The sequence below is a fragment of the Burkholderia sp. BCC1999 genome (genome assembly GCF_905339975.1).
GTDB lineage: Bacteria > Pseudomonadota > Gammaproteobacteria > Burkholderiales > Burkholderiaceae > Burkholderia.
Window position 1 is genome coordinate 1 of sequence record NZ_CAJPHP010000009.1, and the last position, 18,786, is coordinate 18,786.

Annotated in this window: 17 protein-coding genes and 2 pseudogenes; 14 read left to right on the plus strand and 5 right to left on the minus strand. The window is 67.0% G+C overall.

Going from position 1 to position 18,786, the window contains the following annotated elements; genetic code table 11:
* Window positions 1-164: 164 nt before the first annotated feature.
* Together U5809_RS14410 and U5809_RS14415 are read right to left on the minus strand one after the other, a co-directional pair.
* Window positions 165-1,040: an SDR family NAD(P)-dependent oxidoreductase gene (locus tag U5809_RS14410; protein WP_322087009.1), complete on the minus strand. Its 876-nt coding sequence runs from the start codon at window positions 1,038-1,040 to the stop codon at window positions 165-167.
* A gap of 162 nt (window positions 1,041-1,202) precedes the next feature.
* Window positions 1,203-1,781 carry a TetR/AcrR family transcriptional regulator gene (locus U5809_RS14415; RefSeq protein WP_322087010.1) on the minus strand — a complete coding sequence of 193 codons (579 nt, stop codon included), beginning with the start codon at window positions 1,779-1,781 and terminating at the stop codon, window positions 1,203-1,205.
* Between the two features lie 202 nt (window positions 1,782-1,983).
* On the opposite strand from U5809_RS14415, the gene zwf reads away from it, so the two are divergent.
* On the plus strand, window positions 1,984-3,459 hold the full coding sequence (gene zwf, locus U5809_RS14420; RefSeq protein WP_282508383.1) for a glucose-6-phosphate dehydrogenase: 1,476 nt from the start codon (window positions 1,984-1,986) through the stop codon (window positions 3,457-3,459).
* Window positions 3,460-3,542: 83 nt separating this feature from the next.
* Here the strand turns inward: zwf and U5809_RS14425 are convergent, their stop codons facing one another.
* Window positions 3,543-4,487, minus strand: a complete 945-nt coding sequence (locus U5809_RS14425) for a LysR family transcriptional regulator (RefSeq protein WP_322087011.1) — start codon at window positions 4,485-4,487, stop codon at window positions 3,543-3,545.
* 101 nt (window positions 4,488-4,588) lie between these two features.
* On the opposite strand from U5809_RS14425, the gene U5809_RS14430 reads away from it, so the two are divergent.
* The 10 genes and pseudogenes from U5809_RS14430 (at window position 4,589) to U5809_RS14475 (ending at window position 13,922) form a co-directional block, all read left to right on the plus strand.
* The gene (locus U5809_RS14430; protein WP_282508380.1) at window positions 4,589-5,791 is read left to right on the plus strand and encodes an MFS transporter; all 1,203 of its coding nucleotides are present in this window, start codon (window positions 4,589-4,591) and stop codon (window positions 5,789-5,791) included.
* A gap of 29 nt (window positions 5,792-5,820) precedes the next feature.
* Entirely contained in the window at window positions 5,821-6,144 is a 324-nt protein-coding gene (locus U5809_RS14435) for a MoaF-related domain-containing protein (protein ID WP_322087012.1), read from the plus strand.
* Window positions 6,145-6,156: 12 nt separating this feature from the next.
* A complete protein-coding gene (locus U5809_RS14440; RefSeq protein WP_322087013.1) occupies window positions 6,157-7,107 on the plus strand; it encodes an LLM class oxidoreductase in 951 nt (316 codons plus the stop codon).
* A gap of 151 nt (window positions 7,108-7,258) precedes the next feature.
* Window positions 7,259-8,065: a 2,5-didehydrogluconate reductase DkgB gene (gene dkgB, locus U5809_RS14445; protein ID WP_322087014.1), complete on the plus strand. Its 807-nt coding sequence runs from the start codon at window positions 7,259-7,261 to the stop codon at window positions 8,063-8,065.
* Between the two features lie 64 nt (window positions 8,066-8,129).
* Complete coding sequence (locus U5809_RS14450) at window positions 8,130-9,245, plus strand: alkene reductase (protein ID WP_322087015.1); 1,116 nt, start codon at window positions 8,130-8,132, stop codon at window positions 9,243-9,245.
* Between the two features lie 19 nt (window positions 9,246-9,264).
* Window positions 9,265-10,227: a cyclase family protein gene (locus U5809_RS14455; protein WP_322087016.1), complete on the plus strand. Its 963-nt coding sequence runs from the start codon at window positions 9,265-9,267 to the stop codon at window positions 10,225-10,227.
* Between the two features lie 138 nt (window positions 10,228-10,365).
* Entirely contained in the window at window positions 10,366-10,884 is a 519-nt protein-coding gene (locus tag U5809_RS14460; RefSeq protein ID WP_322087017.1) for a DUF3455 domain-containing protein, read from the plus strand.
* A gap of 138 nt (window positions 10,885-11,022) precedes the next feature.
* Window positions 11,023-11,184 (plus strand): annotated as a pseudogene (locus tag U5809_RS14465) (TetR/AcrR family transcriptional regulator); the annotation flags it as partial.
* Window positions 11,185-11,723: 539 nt separating this feature from the next.
* Complete coding sequence (locus tag U5809_RS14470) at window positions 11,724-13,112, plus strand: NCS2 family permease (protein WP_059238711.1); 1,389 nt, start codon at window positions 11,724-11,726, stop codon at window positions 13,110-13,112.
* A gap of 216 nt (window positions 13,113-13,328) precedes the next feature.
* Window positions 13,329-13,922, plus strand: a complete 594-nt coding sequence (locus tag U5809_RS14475; protein WP_322087018.1) for a hypothetical protein — start codon at window positions 13,329-13,331, stop codon at window positions 13,920-13,922.
* A 15-nt stretch (window positions 13,923-13,937) separates the two neighbouring features.
* Here U5809_RS14475 and U5809_RS14480 read toward each other — a convergent pair.
* A pseudogene (locus tag U5809_RS14480) lies at window positions 13,938-14,239 on the minus strand (hypothetical protein); the annotation flags it as partial.
* Window positions 14,240-14,285: 46 nt separating this feature from the next.
* Between U5809_RS14480 and U5809_RS14485 the strand changes: the two are divergent.
* The 3 genes from U5809_RS14485 (at window position 14,286) to U5809_RS14495 (ending at window position 17,556) form a co-directional block, all read left to right on the plus strand.
* Window positions 14,286-15,206, plus strand: a complete 921-nt coding sequence (locus U5809_RS14485; protein WP_322087019.1) for a LysR family transcriptional regulator — start codon at window positions 14,286-14,288, stop codon at window positions 15,204-15,206.
* Between the two features lie 226 nt (window positions 15,207-15,432).
* On the plus strand, window positions 15,433-16,215 hold the full coding sequence (locus U5809_RS14490; protein WP_282508364.1) for an ABC transporter substrate-binding protein: 783 nt from the start codon (window positions 15,433-15,435) through the stop codon (window positions 16,213-16,215).
* A gap of 225 nt (window positions 16,216-16,440) precedes the next feature.
* A complete protein-coding gene (locus U5809_RS14495; protein WP_322087020.1) occupies window positions 16,441-17,556 on the plus strand; it encodes a succinylglutamate desuccinylase/aspartoacylase family protein in 1,116 nt (371 codons plus the stop codon).
* 147 nt (window positions 17,557-17,703) lie between these two features.
* Here U5809_RS14495 and U5809_RS14500 read toward each other — a convergent pair whose 3' ends face one another.
* On the minus strand, window positions 17,704-18,510 hold the full coding sequence (locus U5809_RS14500) for a MetQ/NlpA family ABC transporter substrate-binding protein (RefSeq protein ID WP_176047619.1): 807 nt from the start codon (window positions 18,508-18,510) through the stop codon (window positions 17,704-17,706).
* Between the last annotated feature and the right edge of the window lie 276 nt (window positions 18,511-18,786).

Below are 18,786 nucleotides of genomic sequence, written 5' to 3' on the forward strand. Positions count from 1 at the left end.
GAATACTTCTTCCTCAAAATCCGTGCCGCGTTCCCCGGTAATCCGCGATGAACCTTTTTAATCAGGGTTTGTACGGGCATCGACCCGGCTGTCCGTTCGCCCCATTGCCGGCACGACTTCCGTGCAAAGCGATTCGAACAGCCGGGCAGCACCAACAGCGCCGCTCAGTCCGTCGCCTTCAGCGCATCCAGCCCGTCCGGCAGCTTCGCATCCGGGAACATCGTCGACAGCGTCGCATCGCGCCACCGCGCCGCTTCTTCCGCACGCTGCGTTTCCGCCTGTTCGCACACATAGAGCGCGTCGCCGCCGAGCAGCAGACGCAGCGGCACGTCGTCGCGGCGCGACAGGTCGACGATCAGCGCCGCGATCCGCGCCGGATCGCCGGCCTCGTGGCCGCCGTACGCGCCGAGCAGGTCGAGCATCGTCCCGACCGACGGCTGGTAGTCGGGCAGCAGATCGTCGACGCCGCGCTTCGCCTGCGCGGCCCAGTCGGTACGCATCCCGCCCGGCTCGAGCGTGCACACGCGCACGCCGAACGGTGCGACTTCCTTCGCGAGCACGTCGCTGAAGCCGCCGACCGCCCATTTCGCCGCCTGATAGGCGGACAACCCGGCCATCGACGTGCGCCCGCCGACCGACGACACCTGGAAGATGTGCCCCGCACGCTGCGCGCGCAGCGTCGGCAGCACCGCGCGCGTCAGGTTGACCACGCCGAACAGGTTCGTTTCGATCTGGTCGCGGAAGTCGTCGGCGCCCATCTGCTCGAACGGCGCCGTATGGCCGTAACCCGCGTTGTTCACCAGTACGTCGATACGGCCGAACGCCGCGCGTGCCGCCGCGACCGCACGCGCGGCCGCCGCTTCGTCGGTGACGTCGAGTTCGACCGGCAGCAGCCGGTCGCCATAACGCTCGACCAGATCGGCCAGCCGCGCGGGATCGCGTGCGCCTGCCACCAGCCGGTCGCCCGCCGCGAGAACCGCTTCCGAAATCGCTCGCCCCAGGCCGCGCGCGGCCCCCGTTACCAACCAGACTTTCGACATTTTCCACTCCTTGATCGTGGTGAAATCATAAAATGAATGATTACTCACTCATTAATATGGGCGAAGTACCGGTCCCTCATGACCTGCATCGCCCTGCCTAGCACTCACTTCCAGCCGCCGCGGCGCGCAGCCGCACGTACCGCCACGACGGCAATCCCCGACTCACACCGCGTGCAGCACGGCCCACAACGCTCGAAACCCGGATTCCCGGTACGCATCGGCCCGCGCCGGATCGCGCGCGATCGACTCCATCGCCGTTTCCGCGATCGACATGAACAGCGCCGCGCAGAACCCATACGCCTCGTCGCGGTTCAGCGCGCCCGACACAGCAACCTGCTCGCGCAGCAATGCGTTGATTCCGCCGAAGCCTTCGGCGCCGGCCGCGCGATGCACGTCGTCGATGCGCCCGCTCACGCCTAGCTGCTGCAGCGCGCGCCGCCCGTCCGGATTCGCGACGCCCCACGACACATAGCCGTTCCACGCATGCCGCACGGCCTGCTCGACCGGCGCGTGCTCCGGAAACCCGGTCACCATCGCCTCGCGCATCTCGGCCTTCAGGCTGAGGTACAGCGCGTTCAGCAACGCATCCTTGGTCTCGAAATACGTGAACACCGTGCCTTCCGCCACGCCGGCGAGCCGCGCGATGCGTGCGGTCGTCGCGGTCGCGCCGTCCTCGGCGAGCGCGCGGGCGGCGGCGGCGAGGATGGCTTCGTGCTTGTCGGGACTGCGCGGTCGGGCCACGTTCGATTCCTTTAATGAGTGAGCGCTCAATCATAATAGGGCGATCATGTGAAATGCAAGCCCTGTTACATCCGGCGGAACGCATACGCAAACCATCAAAACCGTGCACTATTAGCGTTTTCACGTACTGGTGCGTTCACGTATCGGCGCCCGGTGCCTCGATGTTCGTTTCACGTTCACCGTTTCAAACCGCGAACCTCCCATGACGAATCAGCCTACCCAGACCGCGGCCGACCGGCCTGTCGACATGATCATCTTCGGCGGCGGCGGCGACCTGGCCGCCCGCAAGCTGTTGCCCGCGCTGTACATGGCGCACCTGCACTGCAACCTTCCGCCCGAGACGCGCATCATCGCCGTCGGCCGCCGCGACTGGGGCATCGACGGCTATCGCGCGTTCATGGAGGAGCAGTCGCGCCCCTTCATCGACGAGAAGGCGTTCGACGCCGATGCGTGGAGCCGCTTCCTCGATCTCTTCAAGTACGTGCTGATCGACGTGAACGCGCCGGAAGACTACCTGCGGCTCGCCGAAGCAGCGCGCGGCGATGCGATCCGCGTGTTCTACCTGTCGACGTCGCCGGAGCTGTTCACGACGATCTGCGACAACCTGTCGGCCGCGCACCTCGTCGACGCGCGCTCGCGCGTCGTCCTCGAGAAGCCGCTGGGCCACGATCTCGCGTCGGCGAAGGCGATCAACAATGCGGTCGGCAAGCACTTCGAGGAATCGCAGATCTATCGGATCGACCACTATCTCGGCAAGGAAACCGTGCAGAACCTGATGGTCCTGCGCTTCGGCAACCCGATCTTCGGGCCGCTGTGGCAGGCGCCGAACATTCGCAGCGTGCAGATCACCGTGGCGGAAACGGTGGGCGTCGGCAGCCGCGCGGGCTTCTACGACCATACGGGCGCGCTGCGCGACATGGTGCAGAACCACCTGCTGCAGCTGCTGTGCATCGTCGCGATGGAGCCGCCCGTGTCGCTCGATCCGGACGCGGTGCGCGACGAGAAGCTGAAGGTGCTGCGCTCGCTGCGGCCGATGTCGCTGTCGGACGTCGCGCGCGACACCGTGCGCGGCCAGTACACGGCCGGCGCGGTCGACGGCCAGCCGGTGAAGGGTTATCTCGAGGAAGACAACGTGCCGGCGGAGAGCCGTGCGGAAACCTTCGTCGCGCTGCGCGCGCACATCAACAACTGGCGCTGGGCGAACGTGCCGTTCTTCCTGCGCACCGGCAAGCGGCTGCAGCGCCGCCAGTCGGAAATCGTGGTCGAGTTCGCCGACATGCCGTTCTCGATCATCCCGACCGGCCCGCGCCATTACGGCAACCGCCTCGTGATCCAGCTCCAGCCGGAAGAGTCGATTCAGCTGCAGATGCTCGCGAAGGAGCCGGGCAGCGGGATGAACATGGTGCCGGTCAACCTGAACCTCGACCTGCAGCAGGCGATTCCGGAGCGGCGCGCGGAAGCGTACGAACGGCTGCTGATCGACGTGATCCGCGGCCGCCTCACGCACTTCATGCGTCGCGACGAACTCGAAGCCGCCTGGACGTGGGTCGAGCCGATCCTCGACGGCTGGAAGCAGCTCGGCGACCGGCCGCGCCTGTACACGGCCGGCACGTTCGGGCCCGCCGCTTCGTCGGCGCTGCTCGCGCGCGACGGAATGTCCTGGGCCGAAGAGGCGTAACGGCTGCACGACGGCGTGCCGCCCGCGCGGCACGCCCGATCACCCGGGGTGTCGCCGGCCCCGTCTTCCCCGCGGGCCCGCGGCTACCGCGGCTCCATCCACGCGGCCTTGCGCCGCGCCGGCGCATCGCTGCTGCCACTGCCGCCGCCCAGCACCTCGATCATGTAGTCGACGAACGACGCGATCCGCGACGAGATCGCGGTATTGCGGTAGTACACCGCATGGATCGGCTGCTCGACCTCGAGCGTCTGGCGCGCGAGCACCTGCACGAGCCGCCCCGCCTCGCGATCCTGCGCGGTCATGAAATCCGACAGGCAGGCGACGCCCGCGCCCTCCAGCGCGAGCTGCCGCAGCGTCTCGCCGCTCGACGAACAGATGTCCGGCTCGATGCGGCACGCTTCGCCGTCGGTGCCGAGGATCGGCCACACGTTCAGCGATTCGGGCTGCGTGAAGCCGAGCAGCGAGTGCTTGTCGAGATCCTCGACCTTGCGCGGCTGGCCGTGCGCTTCGAGATACGCGGGGCTCGCGAGGATGCGCAGCCGGCTGTTGCCGATGCGCCGGCTGTGCAGCGTCGAATCCTTCAGCCGGCCGATCCGGATCGCGACATCGGTGCGCCGCTCCAGCAGGTCGATGATGCCCTCGTTGCTGTTCAGCTCCAGCTCGACCTTCGGGAAACGTTCGCGATAGCCGCGCACGAGCGGCACGATCACGTGCAGCATGAACGGCGTCGCGGCGTCGACGCGCAGCCGCCCCGACGGCATCTCGCGCCGCGCGAGCATCTGCTCCTCCGCGCTCTCGACCGATTCGATGATCGCGCGCGTGTCCTGCAGGAACGCACGCCCTTCCTCGGTCAGTTCGAGCCGGCGCGTGGTCCGGCGCAGCAGCGTGGTTTTCAGCTTCTCCTCGAGCCGCGCGAGCGTGCGGCTCGTCGCCGACACGGTGAGGTCGAGTTGCTGGGCCGCGGCGGTGATCGAACCGGTGTCGACCACGGCGGCAAAGGCCTGGAGTTCGTCGAGCGTGATCTTCATTGTTGATCTGAAATCAAAACTATTTGGTTTATAGACCAGTTTTTCCGCAAAAGTAAAGCCGGCACACTGCGATCCATCCTTACTGGAACCTGGATCCCATCATGCCACTCGCCCTGCTTGCGCTGACCATCAGCGCCTTTGCCATCGGCACGACCGAATTCGTGATCGTCGGGCTGATCCCGACGATCGGCGCCGATCTCGGCGTCAGCCTGCCGTCGGCCGGCCTGCTCGTCAGCCTCTATGCGCTTAGCGTCGCCATCGGCGCGCCGCTGCTCACCGCGCTCACCGGCCGCGTGCCGCGCAAGACGCTGCTCGCCGGGCTGATGGCGCTCTTCACCGTCGGCAACCTCGTCGCCTGGCAGGCGCCGAGCTACGAATCGCTGATCGTCGCGCGCGTCCTCACCGGCCTCGCGCACGGCGTGTTCTTCTCGGTCGGCTCGATCATCGCGACCACGCTCGTGCCGAAGGACAAGGCCGCCAGCGCGATCGCGACGATGTTCAGCGGGATGACCGTCGCGTTCGTCGCCGGGATTCCGCTCGGCACCTTCATCGGCCAGCACTTCGGCTGGCGCGCGACGTTCCTGATCGTCGCGCTGTTCGGCCTCGTCGCGTTCCTCGGCGCAGTCGCCTTCGTGCCGCGCGGGCTGCCGCAGACGCCGCCGGCGCCGCTCGCCCGCCAACTGCGCGTGCTGGCCCAGCCGCGCCTGCTGCTCGTCTTCGCGATGACGGCCGTCGGCTACGGCGGCTCGCTGATCGCGTTCACGTACATGGCGCCGCTGCTCGAACAGATCGCCGGCTTCACGCCGTCGCAGGTCAGCCTCGTGCTCGTCGGCTACGGCGTGTCGGTCGCGTTCGGCAACGTGTGGGGCGGCAAGCTCGCGGACGCCGTCGGCCCCGTGAAAGCGCTCAAGCGAATCTTCCTGCTGCTCGCGATCGTGCTGCTCGCGCTGACCTTCACGATCCACGTGAAATGGCTCGCCGTGCTGACGATGCTCGCCTGGGGCGCAGTCGCGTTCGGCAACGTGCCGGGGCTGCAGGTGTACGTCGTCAAGCAGGCGCGCCACTTCGCGCCGGACGCCACCGACGTCGCATCGGGCTTCAACATCGCCGCCTTCAACCTCGGCGTGGCCGGCGGCTCGTCGCTCGGCGGCCTGATCGTCGCGAACGTCGGCCTCGGCCACACGCCGTGGATCGCCGCCGTCGTCACGCTCGGCGCATTCGCGCTCACCGCACTGAGCGGCCGTCTCGACCGCCGCCACGGGCTGCCGGAACGCACGGCCGAACCCGTCGAACTCGCCCATTGAACGTCACTTTTTTGCAGGAGCCATTCAGCATGAACGCATCGACCCAACGTCCGCCGTTCGCCGGCAAGACATTCGAAGTCCGTTACGACGGCCTCACCGCGCTCAACGCGTACGACGAGGACGGCCTCCACATGCGCTACGAGATCACCGAAGGCCCGTACGCGGGCGCGAAGGGTGAAGTCGAATACACGTGGCAGCCCGTCGCCGGCGACACCTACGCGATCTCGTGGCAGGAAGCCGACCGCGCGACGGTCGTGCACATCGACGATTTCGCCGCCGGCACGTCGCGCTCGTTCTTCACCGCGTCGTCGCTCGATTTCTACCGCCTCGAAGGCAGCCTGCGCGCGGTCTGAACGGAGCCCGACATGTCCACTTCACTCGAGAAACTCGCCGACGGCGGCTTCAGCGTCGGCATCGAGCTACCGCTCGACAACGACTGGTCGCCGGCCGGCGACGCGAAGCGCCAGCACCAGGGCCGCCGCCCCGGCGTGCCCGACCTGGAGATCCACGCGGAGCTCGCGCAGCTGGCCGACACGCTCGGCTTCCGCGCACTCTGGGTGCGCGACGTGCCGGTGTACGACCCATCGTTCGGCGACGCCGCGCAGGTGTTCGAAACGTTCTCGTATCTCGGCTACCTGGCCGGCATCACGAACGACATCCTGCTCGGCACGGCGGCCGTCGTGCTGCCGCTGCGCGAGCCGCTGTTGACGCTGAAATCGGCCGCGACGATCCAGGAGCTGAGCGGCGGGCGCCTGATGCTCGGCGTCGCGAGCGGCGACCGGCCGGTCGAATATCCGCTGTTCGGCCGCGACTTCGCGACGCGCGGTGCGAATTTCCGCGACCAGATCGCACTGCTGCGCGACGGCGCGCGCGGACACCTGCCGCCCGGCCTCGACGTGCTGCCGGCCGCCCGTTCACCGGTGCCGCTGCTCGTCGCGGGTCTCGCGCAGCAGACGCCCGCGTGGATCGGCGAGCACATGGACGGCTGCCTCGCGTATCCGGGCACGCCTGCCGACCACGCGCAGCGCGCCGCGAACTGGCGCGCGGTGGCCGGCGACAAGCCATACGTGAGCTTCATCCACCTGGACCTCGCGGAAGATCCGCACGAGCCGCTGCAGCGGCACCGCTTCGGCGCGCGAGCCGGCCGCCTCGCGCTGACGGAGGAACTCGCGGCGATGCGCGACGCGGGCGTGCGGCACATCGGCCTGCATTTCCGCCGCAACCGCCGCCCGCTCGACGAGACGATGGCCGAGATCGCGTCGGACGTGCTGCCCGAATTCCATCCGAAGACGAACGCGCAGACGCGCGCCGCATAAGGCCGGCAACGGCCTTCGGCGAGCCCGCGGCACAATCAATATTTGAATTTAAATCAAATATTTTTGACCTCTAAAGGCGTTTATCTCATCAGTCTCAAGCGCCAGAATGACTCCCATACCGCAACCGTTCCACCCCTCCCAGGAGCACATGATGAGCAAGATTCCCGCATTCGGCCTCGGTACTTTCCGCCTGCAAGGCCAGGTTGTCATCGACTCGGTCCGCAACGGCCTCGACGTCGGCTACCGCGCGATCGACACCGCGCAGATCTACGGCAACGAAGCCGAAGTCGGCGAAGCGATCGCCGCATCGGGCGTGCGCCGCGAAGACCTGTTCCTGACCACGAAGATCTGGGTCGACAACTACGCCCCGGAAAAGCTGGTCGCGAGCCTGGAAGAAAGCCTGCGCAAGCTGCGTACCGACACCGTCGACCTGACGCTGATCCACTGGCCGGCCCCCGGCAACGGCGTGTCGATCCAGGCGTTCATGACCGCGCTCGCCGACGCAAAGGCGAAGGGCCTCACGCGCCAGATCGGCATCTCGAACTTCAACATCGAACTGACGAAGGAAGCGATCGCGGCCGTCGGCAAGGATGCGATCGCGACGAACCAGATCGAACTGAGCCCGTACCTGCAGAACCGCAAGCTCGTCGAATTCCTGAACGCCGAAGGCATCCACGTGACGTCGTACATGACGCTCGCGTACGGCAAGGTGCTCGGCGACCCGGTGATCGGCGCGATCGCACAGCGTCACAACGCGACGCCGGCGCAAGTCGCACTCGCCTGGGCGCTGCAGCTCGGCTACTCGGTGATTCCGTCGTCGACGAAGCGCGAGAACCTCGCAAGCAACCTGCTCGCGCAGACGCTGCGCCTGACCGACGACGACATGGCGCAAATCGCCGCGCTCGAGCGCAACGGCCGCGAAGTCGACCCGGCCGGCCTCGCGCCGAAGTGGGACTAAGCGCGTCGCACCTTCAATCGATCCAGCCGCGGCCCGCCGGCCGCGGCACCGACAGGACACCATCATGACCCAGGACCCGCTTTTCCAACCGCTGCAATTCGGCGCGCTGACGCTGCCGAACCGCATCGTGATGCCGCCGATGACGCGTTCGCGCGCCAGCCAGCCCGGCGACGAAGCCAACGAACTGATGGCCGCGTATTACGCGCAGCGCGCGAGTGCGGGCCTGATCGTCAGCGAAGGCACCTACATCGCGCCGCTCGGCAAGGGCTACGCATGGACGCCCGGCATTCACACGCCGTCGCAAGTCGCCGGCTGGCGCAAGGTGACGGACGCCGTGCATGCCGCGCACGGCCGCATCTTCGCGCAGCTGTGGCACGTCGGCCGGTTGAGCCACACGAGCCTGCTCGGCGGCGCGCAACCCGTCTCGTCGTCGCCGATCCAGGCGAAGGGCGTGAACGTGTTCGTCGCCGGTGAAGACGGCAGCACGCCGGGCTTCGTGCAGGCATCCGAGCCGCGCGCACTGTCGGTCGACGAAATCCGCGGGATCGTCGACCAGTACCGCGCCGCCGCGCGCAACGCGATCGAGGCCGGCTTCGACGGCGTCGAGCTGCACGGCGCGAATGGCTACCTCGTGAACCAGTTCATCGATTCGAACGCGAACACGCGTACCGATCAATACGGCGGCTCACTGGAGAACCGGCTGCGCTTCCTGCGTGAAGTCACGCAGGCGCTGATCGACGGCACCGGCGACGCATCGCGTGTCGGCATCCGCCTCGCGCCGCTGACCACTCTGAACGGCTGCGTCGACGACGATCCGGAAACGACCTACCTCGCGGCCGCGACGCTGCTCGGCGAACTCGGCGTCGGCTACCTGCACATCGCGGAAGCCGACTGGGACGACGCGCCGCTGATGCCGGTCGCATTCAAGCAGCAACTGCGCGCCGCCTACCCGGGCGTGCTGATCTACGCCGGCGCGTACACCGCCGAGCGCGCACGCGAAGCGATCGCCGCCGGCTGGGCCGATCTCGTCGCCTTCGGCCGCCCGTTCGTCGCGAACCCCGACCTGCCCGAGCGCCTGCGCACCGGCGCCACGCTCACGCCGCACGATCGCAACACGCTGTTCGGCGGTGGTGCACAGGGCCTGACCGACTATCCGACGCTCGCGCAAGCCGCGGCGTAACGATTCACAGGAGTTCCTCATGAAAGCAACGCTCGCCCGGCTCGCGCTCGCCGCGATCCTGCCGTTCGCGGCCGCGCAGGCGGCCCACGCCGCGCCGTCCGCACCGGGTGCAGACTGGTATCCGTCCGTCTATGGCGCGAACGACGAAATCGGCGCGGCCAACCTGCTGACGCCCGACGTCATCAAGCAGGCCGTCGGCCTCGTGAAGGCCGGCAAGACCTATCCGCTGGCCGTGCCGGTGGACAAGAACCTGCCGGCATTCCGCCACCGCAGCTTCCGGCTGTACAACGTGCAGGTCGGCCAGCAGGCCGGCAAGAGCCTCGGCCCGAACAAGTTCACGTTCAACGACGAGCTCGTCAACGCGTGGACCGGCGTCGGCACGCAGCTCAACGGCATCGGCCACATCGGCATCGACAACGTGTACTACAACGGCAACCGGGCGGCCGATTTCGTGACCGTCGACGGCGTGAAGAAGCTCGGCGTCGAGAAGGTGCCGCCGATCGTCACGCGCGGCGTCGTGCTCGACATGACCGCCTACTACGGCAAGCCGATCGTGCCGGGCGGCACCGAGTTCACGGTCGCCGACATCCAGGCCGTGCTGAAGAAGCAGGGGCTGACGCTGCGCAAGGGCGACGTCGTGCTGTTCAACACCGGCTGGCTGGAGCTGATCGGCAAGGACAACAAGCAGTTCCTCGAAGTCGAGCCCGGTATCGGCATGGAAGCCGCGAAGTGGCTGGCTGACCAGGGAATCGTCGCGTTCGGCGGCGATACGTGGGCGTCGGAGGTCTATCCGAATCCGCACACGCAGGACGAATTCCCGATCAACCAGTACATGCTCGCGAAGCGCGGCATCTACAACCTGGAGCTGATCGACAGCCGTGCGCTGGTGCGCGACAAGGCGTGGGAATTCCTGTTCGTGCTCGGCCAGCCGCTGTACGTCGGCTCCACGCAGGTCAACATCAACCCGGTCGCGATCCGCTGATCGCGCATCCGCCCCCCGACAATCGCGGCCGCTATCGCCGCGATTGTCATTTCCGCATTGCAGCCCGCGGATTCGGCGTCTAACGTTGACGGGATCGACTCCGCACGACCGTCACCCGACCTGAAAGGACGCCCCGCCATGCCAAGCCGCTCCCCGACACGCGACATGCTGCTGGCCGTTGCGGCCGGTCTTTCCCTGGCGGCGTTCACCGCGCCAGCCCAGGCTGACGAGGCCGCCGGCCTCACGCCGCCGGCGCCGGCCACGCCGGTGCTGGCGACCACCGCGACCGGCGCGCAGATCTACTCGTGCGAATACGATGCCGACCACCGGCTCGCGTGGGCCTTCCAGCGCCCGGAAGCGATGCTGTTCGACGGCAGCGGCACGCTCGTCGTGCGGCATGGCGCGGGGCCGTCGTGGGAAGCGCTGGACGGCAGCCGCATTACCGGCAAGAAACTCGCGGAAGCGCCGAGCGCGAGCCCGGCCAGCATTCCGCAACTGCTGCTCGCGGCGACGCCGGCCGCCACGGGCACGCTCGCCGGCGTGCACTTCGTGCAACGGCTCGACACGGCGGGCGGCACGCCGCCGGCCGCGACGTGCGCGACCGAGCATGCGGTCGGCCGCTTTCCGTACTTCGCGCGCTATGTGTTCCTGAAGTGACGTGCACGGTTTCACAGGCACCGGGCATCACCCCGGTGCGTTCCGTCACGCCTCCATTTATTCAGCTTCCCCGTCTTTCATGCGTGGACGCGTGAAATCGCCGACACTTTCGTTCCGGCTGCTCGGCGTACCCACATCGACACGACGCATGCGCTCGCCTGCGAGCTGATCAAGACGGCGCTCACGTCGGGCGGCAAGGCGTTTTCCGAAACCGTGCGCACGCCGACGAAAATCGACGCCTGTTCGACCGCGATCGCCGACATGTTCTGCGCGTACCTTGCGCATCTCACGGGTGATTGACGCGACGAGGGCCGGAACGAGCGCGAGCGCAGCCGGCGCGCGGCACCGGTATCATCCGGGTGCCGCCGGCGCACGGCCGCGCATCGCGTCGTACGCCGCCGTTTTCACGCGCGTGCGCAGCTTCAATGAAAGATATTCGTAAGACTCAATGCCTCACCCGCTTCCGCCCTGCCCGCCGACCCCGCATTCAAATAGTCGCCTTAACGGATTCGAACTAGGCGTATACACGCGTGTCGTCGCAACGAAGCCCCGTTGCACGCCGATATAAGCGCTGCGACATGCGCTGCATGCTCTTCCCCCGATGGGACGTGATGAGCGGCTCGCCTAACCTTCGCTACGGCAAAGCACACGTGACGGGGTCGACCACACCACGCGTCGTCCGACGCGACACCCTCGCGATCGTTTCGATTCGCACGTAACGACACGCATCACGCGTCATTCGTCCCCACGACGTTGCCGACAAATCCCAACTAGATACGAGACACCCTGACGACGGTTCGCTACGGGCCGTTTCAGCATGCTGATAAAGGAGCAAGCTCATGAGTGATACCCCGGTGCAGCCGACGGTCGACGTCGGCTCGGCAGAAACGGACTTTGGCACCAAGGGAGTCATCGACCGGTACTTCGGCATTTCGTCGCGCGGCAGCACGCAACGCACCGAGATCGTTGCCGGCGTCACCACCTTCCTCGCGATGGTCTATTCCGTGTTCGTCGTGCCCGGCATGTTCGGCAAGGCGGGCTTCGATACGAGCGCCGTGTTCGTCGCAGTCTGCCTCACCACCGCGTTCGGCTCGCTGCTGATGGGCCTGTGGGCGAAGCTGCCGATCGCGATCGGCTGCGCGATCTCGCTGACCGCGTTCACCGCGTTCGGCCTCGTCCTCGGCAAGGGTCTGCATCCGACGGTCGCGCTCGGCGCCGTGTTCCTGATGGGCCTCGTGTTCACGGGCATCTCGGTCACCGGCGTGCGTTCGTGGATCCTGCGCAACCTGCCCGCGGGCGTCGCGCACGGCACGGGCATCGGCATCGGCCTGTTCCTGCTGCTGATCGCATCGAACGACGTCGGCCTCGTGATCAAGAACCCGGGCGCCGGCCTGCCGGTCTCGCTCGGCCAGATCACCGCACTCCCGGTCATCATGTCGGTCGTCGGCCTTGCCGCGATCTTCGGCCTCGAGAAGCGTCGCGTGCCGGGCGGCATCCTGCTCGTCGTGATCGCGATCTCGATCTTCGGCCTGATCTTCGATCCGGCCGTGAAGTACCACGGCATCTTCGCGCTGCCGTCGCTGAGCGCACCGGGCCACGCCTCGCTGATCGGCGCGATGGACATCAAGGGCGCCCTGTCGATGGCCGTGCTGCCGAGCGTGCTGGCGCTGGTGATGACTGCCGTGTTCGACGCGACCGGCACGATCCGCGCGGTCGCCGGGCAAGCCGGCCAGCTCGACGAGAACGGCCGCATCATCAACGGCGGCCGCGCACTGACCGCCGATTCGATCAGCTCGATCTTCTCCGGTTTCCTCGGCGGCGCACCGGCAGCGGCCTACATCGAGTCGAGCGTCGGCGTGGCCGCCGGCGCGAAGACGGGCCTCGCGGCCGCCGTCGTCGGCCTGCTGTTCCTTGTCGTGATGTTCTTCTCGCCGCTCGCGGGCCTCGTGCCGTCGTACGCCACCGCACCGGCGCTGATGTACGTCGGCCTGCTGATGCTCGGCAGCGTGAGCAAGCTGCACATGGACGACATGGTCGATGCGATGTCGGGCCTCGTGTGCGCGGTGTTCATCGTGCTGACCGCGAACATCGTGACGGGCATCATGCTCGGCTTCTCGACGCTCGTGATCGGCCGCATCGCCAGCGGCGAATTCCGCAAGCTCAACGTCGGCACCGTGCTCATCGCGGCCGTGCTCGTTACCTTCTATCTCGGCGGCTGGGCCATCTGAGCGCGAAACATGCGCGACGTCGCCTGCAGAAGGGCGGCGCGCATCGGGACGACAACGTCTCCTCCACCATCATCGTTGATGGTCTCCAAGCCTGGGAACGCGAGTTTCCAGGCTTTTTTTGTGCGTGCGGCGCAGCATGATGCGCGTCGCCGAAACAGCGCGACGCAAATCCGCGCCCGGTGCTACGATCGCGCTTTTGCCCCTCCAGGAGCCGCGATGAACGCGCTCGGCATCGTCTCCGAATCGAGCACCCGGACCTCGGCGCGCAAGCCGCCGTTCATTCCGTCGTTCGGGTTTCACGAAGTGCATGAATCGCAGCCGATCGGCGCGCCGCCCGCGCGCATCATCGACGCCGTCGCGTCGCTCGACATGCGCGCCGATCCCGTCATCGACGCGCTGATGACGGTGCGCGAATTCCCGGCCGCCGTCGCCGGCGCGCTTCGCAACGGGCCGGTCCGCCCCGAACGCGGACGCTTCGGCTTCAACTCGTTCACGCTGCTCCATCGCGACGACACGTCGCTGTCGCTCGGCCTCGTCGGCCGCTTCTGGCGTCCGACACCCGACGTGCGCACGATCGCCGATGCAACGGCCTTCGTGCGCCACGACGACCCGCTCGATGCGAAGCTGGTGCTTCGCTTCGAGGTCGTCGGGCTCGCATCGGGTGCGCACATGCTGCGCACCGAAACCTTCGTTCATTGCCCGAGCGCACGGGCGCGCTGGCTGTTCACGCCGTACTGGCTCACGATCCGGCTGGGAAGCGGCTGGATCCGGCGCCGGACGCTGGCGGCGGTCGAGACGGCGCTGGCTTAGGCGCACAATCCATCGGAACGACTTGATCACGACCCGCGCGACGACGAGCGTGGTCGCAGCCACAATCGCGACCGCTGCCGGCCCGAGCCACGATGTCGGCACGACGCGAGATCGTCGCGCTCCATGTGCCGCAGCGTGCCATGCAGCGCCGACAGCGCGACGACGACCGCAAGCTTCACCGACAGTCACGCCGCACCGAACCGGTAACCGCTCAACGCGATCGCGATCCCCGTGATCCAGACGATCGCGAGGGCAGGCGCCGTCACCGTGCGATCCCGGCGCCGCACCGCGCGATGCACGGCGAGGTTCGCGATCCTGAAGCATCAAACTGCCGCCCCCTTTCGCGCCAACCGAACCCGACCGATGACCCGCATCCGCAACCCCCTGAACATCGCGCAGCTCCAGGCGTTCGTCTCCGCCGCGCACCTCAAGAGCCTGCGCGCCGCCGCGCGCGAACTCGGCGTCACGCAGCCCGCGATCACGCACACGATCCGCGAACTCGAAACGGCGCTCAACGCGGAGCTGCTCGCGCGCAGCGTGCGCGGCGTCGAGCTGACCGCGTGCGGTCAGGCGCTGCTGCCGCGCGCCGAGCAACTGCTCGGCGACATCCGCCGCACGGTCGAGGCCGTCGAGCAGGTGAAAGGCGAGATGTCGGGGCGCGTCGCGGTCGGCACGATGCCGTCGATCGCGCTGACCGCGCTGCCGCATGCGGTCACGGCCTTTCGCCAATCGATGCCGAACGTGAGCCTGCACCTGGAGGAAGTGACGGTGCCCGACGCGCTCGCGCAGTTGCGCAACGGCACGCTCGACATCGCTGCAATGCACCACGTGCCCGCGCTCGACCGCGATTTCACGCAATCGCCGCTGCTGTCGACCGAATTCACGATCGTGATGCGCGACGGTCACCCGCTCGCGCATGCGCGCCGTCTAGAGGAACTGCTCGATGCCGAGTGGATCGTCACCGTCGGCGCCGAGCAGTTTCCGCACAGCGTGATGGTCGGGATGTTCGAGGCGCACGGGCTGCCGCTGCCGAAACGTCTGCTGCGCTCGCCGATGTCGTTCGCGGTGACGCTCGGGCTCGTCGCGCGCTCGGACGTGATCGGCTGCTTCACGCGCCCGCTGGCCGAGATGGTCGCGCCGCTCGGCATCCGCACGGCCGAACTCGACGAAAGCATGCCGCGCTTCGACCTGTCGATCATCGCGCGGCGCGACCTGCTGCCCACGCCGGCCGTCACGCAATTCGTCACGTGCCTGCAGCGCGCGGTCAACGAAACGCTCGGCTGAATCGTTCCTGTGTCTGAAACGGCGGCGCCCGCAACGCGCCGCCGCCGGGCCCGGTATCGGGGCTTGTCCTAGGCGCCCTGCCGGTATTTTGTCTTGATAATCTTGCGCACGTCGCGCGCCCGCATCGGGTGGGCGAAACGGACTGTCCGACGCGAAGCCGCGGCGGACCGAAGGCTTACGGCGCGGCACAACCGCGCACCCATCGAACAAAACGAGGAGTCACCTGGTGAAAAAGATTCTTGCGGCTGTGACCGTTGCCCTGCTCGCCGTATCGGCTGGCGGCGCGTATGCGAAGGACTGGTCGACCGTGCGGTTCGGCGTCGACGCAAGCTACCCGCCTTTCGAATCGAAAGGCGCTGACGGCAAGGTTGTGGGTTTCGACGTCGATCTCGGCAACGAAATCTGCCGCCGCATGAACGCAAAGTGCGTGTGGATCGAAAACGACTTCGACGGGATGATCCCGGCGCTGAAGGCCCGCAAGTTCGACGGCGTGCTGTCGTCGATGTCGATGACGCCGGCGCGTCAGGAACAGATCGCCTTCTCGGCGAAGCTGTTCAACACGCCGACGCGCCTCGTCACGAAGAAGGGTGCCGGCCTGATGCCGACGGCTGAATCGCTGAAGGGCAAGTCGGTCGGCGTCGAGCAGGGCACGATCCAGGAAACCTACGCGAAGACGTACTGGGCCTCGAAGGGCGTGAACGTCGTGCCTTACCAGAACCAGGACCAGGTCTACGCCGACCTGATCTCGGGCCGTCTGGACGGCGCGCTGCAGGACGCGGTGCAAGCCGAGATCGGCTTCCTGAAGACGCCGCGCGGCGCGAGCTTCGATTTCGCCGGCAAGGATATCGACGATCCGAAGACGCTCGGCAACGGCGCCGGCATCGGCCTGCGCAAGGAAGACGCCGACCTGAAGTCGAAGATCGACGGTGCGATCGCCGGTATGCGCAAGGACGGCACGTACGACAAGATCGCGAAGAAGTACTTCGATTTCGACGTCTACGGCAAGTAATACGGCCAGCCGGCGCACCACGCGCCGCAACGAAACGGGCTCCGCAAGGAGCCCGTTTTTTTGCGCACGCGGCGGGCGCAATGTTATTTTTTCCGCGCCAACCTGATGATTCTCAACGGAAAACGGCATGCTCTGGCGCCGGTTTGATGGCGGTGAGGAAGGCAACGTACAATCGATCTTCCACGCACACCGGATCATTCGCGGCTGCGCCGCACTCCCCTCATCATGCAAACGCAGACCCATCCGCTGATTTCCCCCGCCGTCGGCACCGAACGCCAGATCACGAGCTTCCACTACGGCCCGCGCGGCGGCAAGAAGGTCTACATCCAGTCGTCGCTGCACGCGGACGAACTGCCCGGCATGCTGGTCGCCACGCTGCTGCGCCGCAAGATCGCGGCGCTCGAGACGGCCGGCAAGCTGCGCGGCGAAGTCGTGATCGTGCCCGTGCCGAACCCGATCGGCCTGTCGCAGCACGTGTTCGGCGATCACCTCGGCCGCTTCGAGCTCGGCTCGATGCAGAACTTCAACCGCAATTTCTACGATCTCGCGGCGCTGGTGCTGCCGCGCGTCGAACACCACCTCACGAACGATGCGCAGCGCAACCTCGTCGCCGTGCGCGCCGCGATGCGCGAAGCGCTCGACGAGCAGAAGCCGCGCACCGAGCTCGATTCGCAGCGCCTCGCGCTGCAGAAGCTGTCGTTCGACGCCGATATCGTGCTCGACCTGCATTGCGACAGCGATGCGGTGATGCACCTCTACACGAATCCCGACCTCTGGCCGGACGTCGAGCCGCTGTCGCGCTATCTCGACGCACAGGCGTCGCTGCTCGCGCTGAATTCGGTCGGCAATCCGTTCGACGAAATCCACAGCTTCTGCTGGTCGGATCTGCGCAGCCGCTTCGGCGACCGCTTCCCGATCCCGAACGGCGCGATTTCCGTCACGGTGGAACTGCGCAGCGAACGCGACGTGTCGTACGAGCTCGCCGAAAAGGATGCGCAGGCGATCGTCGAATACCTGACCGAGCGCGGCGTCGTCGACGGTACGCCGGCGCCGCTGCCGCCGCTCGCGCATCCGGCCACACCGCTCGCGGGCACCGATCCGCTCGTCGCCCCCGTATCGGGCGTGATCGTGTTCCGTACGCCGGTCGGCGCGATGATCGAGGTTGGCCAGGCCGTGGCCGACATCGTCGACCCGCTGACCGATCGCGTCGTCACGCTGAAGAGCAGCGTATCGGGCGTGCTGTACGCGCGCCAGATCGTGCGCTTCGCGACGGCCGGCATGGAAGTCGCGCGAATCGCCGGCGCGACCGCGATCCGCACGGGCTCGCTGCTGTCGGCCTGAGCGGCCGGCCCGCACGCCGGGTCACGGCGCGTACTGCGCGCCGCCCGCACGCACCAACGAAATCGCCCGCTTGCGCGGGCGATTTGCTTTCCGGAGAGCGCATCGGCGGCCGGCGATCGGCCGCCGGCCGTTCAGCGTGAAGACCGATCAGAACGCCGGCACGATCGCGCCGCCGAACTTCTGGTCGATGAACTTGCGCACGTCGTCCGATTCATAGGCCGCGACGAGCTTCTTCACCCACGGCTTGTCCTTGTCCTGCGCGCGCACGGCGATCAGGTTCGCATACGGCCCGCGCAGGTCCTCGATCGCGATCGCATCCTTCACCGGCGTGAGCCCCGCTTTCACCGCGTAGTCGGTGTTGATCGACGCGGCGTCGACATCGGGCAGCGCGCGCGGCAACTGCGCGGAGTCGAGTTCGACGATCTTGATCTTCTTCGGGTTCTCGGCGACGTCGAGCGGCGTCGCGTTCACGCCGTTCGTGCCGACGCCCGGCTTCAGCTTGATCACGCCGTATTTCTGCAGCAGCAGCAGCGCGCGGTTGCCGTTCGACGGATCGTTCTGGATCCCGACCTTCGCGCCCACCGGCAAATCCTTCAGCGACTTGATCTTCTTCGAATAGAAGCCCATCGGCGCCGTGTAGGTGAGCCCGACGTTCACGATCTTGTAGCCGCGCTGCTTGATCTGGCTGTCGAGGAACGGCTGGTGCTGGAAGCCGTTCGCGTCGAGGTCGCCGGAATCGAGCGCCGCGTTCGGCTGCACGTAGTCGTTGAATTCGATGACCTTGATCGCGAGCCCTTCGCGCGCGGCGACCTTCGTCACTTCGGTCCAGATCTGCGCGTCGGGGCCACTCATCGTGCCGATCTTCAGCGTTTGCGAATCGGCGTGCGCGCCGGGCGCCGCGAATGCCAGTGCGGCAGCAAGCGCGCCGAGGCCAGTCAGGAATGAACGTCGCATGGTGTCCTCTTGTCCCGTGTCGTTTGTTGGAACACGGATCGTGGCATGGGGCCGGAACGCCACCAACCAAGCTTATTTCATGTGCATATTCCTGATTCGGATCGAATCTCAGTCTGAATCGGTATAACCACCGACTATACAAGCGGGCAGAATTCAGTGTCGCATCGACGCCACACATTCTTCATATGACAGTCGCTGTCATATTCATTACGTGGCCCCTCGATAAAGTTGCGTCCGGTACGTGAAAGCGCCCATAGAGAGCGCCGGAACCGCAAC